Here is a 5,615-nt window from a genome sequence, read left to right on the forward strand (position 1 = left end):
CCAGACCGCGCTTTCCAACCTCATCAACCAGGCGTCGACGATGAGCGTGCCGAAGCAGAAACCTGGCCTGCCGAAAGCGATGCTTACCGGCACCGGCGTCCTCAATGCGGTTGATGGCTCGCCGAATCCGCTGATTATCGGCAACACCAGCAGCCTGAGTTACAGCCTGCCGGCGGCTACGTCCTGTCCTACCGCGGGCACCGACGCCTGCATCCAGCTGCGCCTCGACGCGGTCGGCGTGGCGCTGACGGATTTGTTCGCAACCGCGAGCAACCCCCAGTACGAACTGGTCACCAATGAATTCCGGATCGGGCTCTACCCGTTCATCACGTCGCTTTATTCCTATTTTCCGCTGACCAGTTCCATCAGCGGGTCCCCCACCAATTCCTCGACCATCAACTACGCCGCCGCCAACCTGGCCACGCTGCTCGACAACAACATGAATTCAAATCTCGGCTCTGGCGGCACGCATATCGACGTTGCGCTCAACAGCGTGAACAACCTGATCACCAGCGTCGGCAGCGGCATCACCGCAACCAGCACGCTGCCTTACGTCTTTCTCATTACCGACGGCGCCCAGGATCCGCAAAGCAAGGGCGTTCCCAACGGCGGCTGGTCCGGCAGCAACCACGCCACCACGCTGAGTAACGCCTCCAACGCCTATCCCGCCGCCTGCACGACTCTCAAGAACCGTGGCATCGTCGTTGCCGTGCTCTACATTCCCTACCAGACGATCAGCCCGGTGAACGCGTCCTTTGCCAATGACGAGGACGATGCCGCCAACAACAACATCCCGAATATCCCGCCCAGCCTTACGGCTTGCGCCTCGCCCGGCTTTTTCTACACCGCCAACACGCCCGCCGACATCACCAACATGCTGCAAACCATGTTCAAGCAGGCACTGGCGACGGCCCACATTACGAATTGAGGCCGAACGAATTGAAGCTGCCTTGCACCGGTGGTAACCAAAGGCAGTTCATCTCGCCCAGGTTATCATCGCCATGCGCTTCATTCAGACTTTCCAGCTCTATGACTTTCTCGACACGCTGGTCAGCCTGCTGACGGCCTTCGTACTGGGAACCTTGATCGGCGCCGAGCGGCAGTATCGCCAGCGCAGCGCCGGCCTGCGAACCAACGTGCTGGTCGCCGTCGGTGCATCGGCCTTTGTCGATCTGGCCATGCACCTCACGGGATCGGAAGGCAGTGTGCGCGTGATCGCCTATGTCGTCTCGGGAATAGGCTTCCTCGGCGCCGGCACCATCATGAAGGAAGGCATGAATGTCAGAGGCCTCAACACCGCCGCGACGCTGTGGGCCTCGGCGGCGGTCGGATGCTGCGCCGGCGCCGACATGGTCGCGCAGGCGGCGCTGCTGACGCTGTTCGTGCTCGGCGGCAACACCTTGCTGCGTCCGCTGGTGAACGCGATCGACCGCATTCCGATCAACGAGCAATCTTCCGAGGCGCTGTATGACGTGCTGGTCACGGCGGACATCGGCGCGGTTGCGCCGGTGCGGGAGTTTCTGCTCGAGAAACTCGCGGCGGCCAATTACCCGGTGCGCGATACCAAGGTCATTGATCGGTCCGAAGAAGAGGCCGAAATCGTCGCCACGCTGGTCAGCCTGTCGATCGAACCGGACGAACTCGATGCCGTCGTCGCCAGCCTGGCCGGCCTGCCCGGCGTTCGCCACGTCACCTGGAACGTGCGCGCGCTCGAATAGCGCGCGCTCGAATGGCAGGTCTTGATTGGCAGGTCTTGATTGGCAGGTCCTGAATGGCCGGTCTTGATTAGCAGATCTTGGATTTGTTCAGAAGCGCGTTTGATCGACGGCGGCGCGCAGCGTCGGCGACACTTTCACGGTTTCATGATCGTCGGAACAGAATCTTAAATAAAGACTTAGAATTCGATAGCGCCAGGCGGGTGTATCGTGCCTGGAGCGCGAGGAAGATTTCGATCGGCCTTTGGCGCAAACGCCCTGATGCATCGAAGGTTGGAACGTTGGTGCATCGAAGGTCGGGAACCAGAACTTCTGAATTTCAGAGACGACAATTTCGGAGACGACAATGACAAAACTCCTGATGACGACAGCCGCGATTCTCACGCTCACTGTCGCGGCGGCAAACGCCAATGGCACCCAGGCCGATCCACGCGCCTCCGGCGTCACGCAGGGCTATGTTTCCAACGGCTCATTTGACTGGCGCCATGAACGGCCCGGCTGGCATGCGCCCTGGTACGCCTATAGCGAAAGCGGCCACTGTTTCGTCTGGACGCCGAACGCCTATCACTACGCCTGCGATCCCAACTCCCGCTACTGAAAGCGGCGCCGGCGACCTCAAGCATTTGAGCTTGGTACGTGTGACAGGACGGAAGTTTGTCCGGCTTGTTTGGGCGACGTTCGCGCGCGTCGCTGCTTTTAGTTGTGGCGGTTTATTACCGTCTGGTATACATTATTCAGTATTGTTGCTGAAATGATACAATGTATCTCGCACAGCAACATCTCTGCTGTGGTGCAAGATGCTGTTGAAGCATCACGTCTTTATTGCTCACGCCCTGAAATCTCTTCGCAATTGCAATAACTTCTGCGCCGGTGTCATCATATTGACCCCGTTCCCCAACGCCTCCAGCCTTACCCCAGGCTCAAATTAAGAGCCGTTCTAAAGGGGATGGCGATGAAAAAATATGCGCTAGGCGTGGCCGCTGCGGCGGTCGCGGTGGTTACTCAGTCTCCGTCGGCGTCGGCCGACAAGCTTGATCAAGTGCTGGAGCGGCTCAACGCGATCGAGCAACGCGATGCTCAACTTGCCAAGGAGAATGCCGAGCTCAAGGCGCGACTCAACCGCATGGAATCGAAAAAAAGCGCGCCGCCGGTCGTGGTCCAGGCCGCGCCTGCGGGCCCCCGCGTGGTCAGTGTGCCGCCGCCCGGCGGTCCGGTGAAGACCGCTGCCTTCGACCTCGATGCCAACGGGCACTATTATCTCGAGCACAAGCATGGCGACCCCCTGACATTCTATACGCCCGGCGGCGAGATCACCGCTTACGGCAATCTGGATGTCTCGATCGATGACACATCGAAGAATGTCGGAACCCTGAACCTGAACGGCGCCTCGGCTCCGGTCGGAAATTTCGGGTGGATGCCGGCGATCTCGACCAACCTGTCCTATCTCGGCGTTCGCGGCTTTCAACGTCTGCCCGGCATGGAATCCAATTTTGTGTATCAACTCGAACTCGGATTCGATATTTCGGCCACGCCCGGTCTGAAGGAATCCAACAGCAGTCTGAGCGACACCGTCAACGGCACGCTGTTCAACCGCAACACCTATATCGGCTTCGCGTCGCCGGAGTGGGGCGCGGTCAAGATCGGCAAGACGGACGCGCCGTACAAGACCTCGACCTCCGCGTTCAACCCGTTCGCCGGTCAGATCGGCGATTACGGCGTGATCATGGGCAATACCGGCGGCGACAACCGTGTCGAATTCGGCACCCGGCTCGACCACGCGATCTGGTACGAATCGCCCAGCATTCACGGCTTCCAGTTCAACGCCCTGTTTGCTCCGGGGCAGAACCGCGATACCGACAGCTCCAACATCGCGGCCGGAGAATCCGATTGCGCCGGCGGCAACGTTCCCCAGAGCGGCGGCAATCTGCCGGTCGCGTGTAACGACGGCTCCTTCAGCAATGCCGTCAGCGCCAATCTGAGTTTCACCCACAATGCCTTCTACGCCACCGTCGCCTATGAGCGTCACGAGGCGGTCAACCGGCAGAGCGATATCACCGCGATGTACGGCGCATCGAGCCTGGCGACGCTGCCTTCGGCCTATGCCCAGAACCTCTTCAACGAGGACGTCGCGGCCGAGGACGCCTTCAAAGTCGCGGCATTGTATCATTTCTCCACCGGCACCACGTTCGGCGGCATCTTTGAAATGATGCATCGCTACGTTCCGGCTGACCTCGACTTCCAGAATGAGCGAAGCCGCAACGGTTCGTGGCTGTTCGTGAGCCAGCAACTGACCCCCATCGACAGCATTCATTTCGGCTGGGGACACGCGTTCACGGCGGTCGGCGACCCCGGCCAGCACAACAGCTCGACCCAGACGACGCTCGACGGGTTCGGTACCTATGCGCTCAACCTGAACGCGGCGGATATGGTGACGGCCTCCTACAAGCGAATGCTGAGCCCGAACCTGACCTGGTACACCGCGGTTGCGGCGACCTTCAACGGTTCGAGCGCTCACTATGATCTCGGCGCGGGCGGCAGAGGCGTTACGACGGACTGCCACGACGCGTTCGGGGCGGATGGCGGCTACACCTCAACGCCACATTGCTACACCGGCACCACCATCGTCGGCGTCTCGACCGGCGCTTCCTGGAAGTTCTAGAGCCCCATCGGTTCACAACAGCTGCCGGAGCGGGATGACTTTCTTCGGATCGTCATCCCGCTCTATTTATTTGCAGCATGATCTCCGGGCCAGGATCCGTGCGGCAACGACGCGTTTGCTCGATTGGCCAACGCACATCCGGGGTTCGCGCCGGCGCATGTCGCGGAACGACCGACGGAACGGTCAGCTCCGCTTGGCCTTGCTCGACGGCGAGCCGAACAGCGCTTTCTTCAGATCCTTGATGCCTTCGGACAGCCGCGGCCAGTCACAGGAGAAGGAATGTTGCGCGCAATTATTCGCCCTTAAATGCCTGACGTCACTGGCCGGCGCTTGCGGCTTGCTGATGCTCGCGGTGGTCGCGGGCGCCTTTTCGTTTTCATTCTTCAGCGAAGCACGCTCGAGCTGCTGCTTGGCCGCGAACGCCGCCGCGATGCTGCTGCGCCGCTGATTGTCGAGATAGGCGGTGTATTGTTCGTCGATTTGCCTCTGTTCTTCCGGCGTCGGATTGGGACCCGCGATATCGAAGTTCCGGTTCTGCATGAAATCGAAATAGCTGTAGCCGCCGCCGGGCTTGCGCCGTCCGGCAAACTTCGCGTTGCATTCCGACAGCGCCGCGGTCCTGGCTTCCTTGCTCTCGACCTTTTCCGCGCTGTCGGCGCACTCCTCGAAATCCGCCGGCGCGCGCGCACCCCACCACTGTGCCTGCGCGCGCGAAGGCTGCAGCAGCAGGCCACCGGCGATCGCGGCTATCAGCAATGCGGAACTGCGGAATGCAATCACGGACGACTTTCCTCGAGTGCGAATTCGCAAGGAATTCGCAAATCATGAATTCTACCGATTGTCGCCATTATTGGCCGGCTTGTCACCCCGGAATGGGACGTTTTTCCCGCGGCACCGGAAACTTACTGGCCCCGTGCTGATGGCAGGACACATTTGTGCCGAGCCGGGAACCATCGGAATAAAATCGCTTTCAAGATCCGCTGACTATTTGTTACGCAGCGTGCCGGGAACCCACGATGATGAACCCATCCGTCGTTTCCATGCGGAATCGAAATCGAACATGCGAACGCGGATCATCGGCAATGGCGACGCATTGTCTTGCGTACACGAAACGGCTGGCGGACGCGGAAATGAGGCGGCTTCGTGGCGGGCGACGGAGGGCCTCGGTCGATGGCCAGGCATGAGGCTTCAATTGCCGAAAACATTCCCTGTTTGCACGCGGCAGCTCTCGCCGCTCGTTT

At 60.4% G+C, this 5,615-nt stretch carries 4 protein-coding genes and 1 pseudogene; 4 read left to right on the plus strand and 1 reads right to left on the minus strand.

The annotated features are described in order from the left end of the window. The 4 genes and pseudogenes from ABR948_RS27835 to ABR948_RS27850 all read left to right on the plus strand — a co-directional run. A pseudogene (locus ABR948_RS27835) lies at window positions 1–928 on the plus strand (hypothetical protein); the annotation flags it as partial. A gap of 73 nt (window positions 929–1,001) precedes the next feature. After that, a complete protein-coding gene (locus ABR948_RS27840) occupies window positions 1,002–1,718 on the plus strand; it encodes an MgtC/SapB family protein (protein ID WP_428124240.1) in 717 nt (238 codons plus the stop codon). 343 nt (window positions 1,719–2,061) lie between these two features. Continuing rightward, entirely contained in the window at window positions 2,062–2,313 is a 252-nt protein-coding gene (locus tag ABR948_RS27845) for a hypothetical protein (protein WP_428124242.1), read from the plus strand. 354 nt (window positions 2,314–2,667) lie between these two features. Beyond that, on the plus strand, window positions 2,668–4,374 hold the full coding sequence (locus ABR948_RS27850) for a porin (RefSeq protein WP_428124244.1): 1,707 nt from the start codon (window positions 2,668–2,670) through the stop codon (window positions 4,372–4,374). 183 nt (window positions 4,375–4,557) lie between these two features. Here the strand turns inward: ABR948_RS27850 and ABR948_RS27855 are convergent, their stop codons facing one another. Continuing rightward, window positions 4,558–5,154, minus strand: coding sequence for a hypothetical protein (locus ABR948_RS27855; RefSeq protein ID WP_428124246.1), 597 nt, complete (start codon window positions 5,152–5,154; stop codon window positions 4,558–4,560). Window positions 5,155–5,615: the final 461 nt, after the last annotated feature.

Source organism: Bradyrhizobium sp., from assembly GCF_050014615.1.
Taxonomy (GTDB): domain Bacteria; phylum Pseudomonadota; class Alphaproteobacteria; order Rhizobiales; family Xanthobacteraceae; genus Bradyrhizobium.

Bases quoted from the DNA above. Each gene is read 5' to 3' on its own strand.
- ABR948_RS27850 (WP_428124244.1), top strand. From the start codon at position 2,668: ATGAAAAAATATGCGCTAGGCGTGGCCGCTGCGGCGGTCGCGGTGGTT.
- ABR948_RS27845 (WP_428124242.1), top strand. From the start codon at position 2,062: ATGACAAAACTCCTGATGACGACAGCCGCGATTCTCACGCTCACTGTC.
- ABR948_RS27840 (WP_428124240.1), top strand. From the start codon at position 1,002: ATGCGCTTCATTCAGACTTTCCAGCTCTATGACTTTCTCGACACGCTG.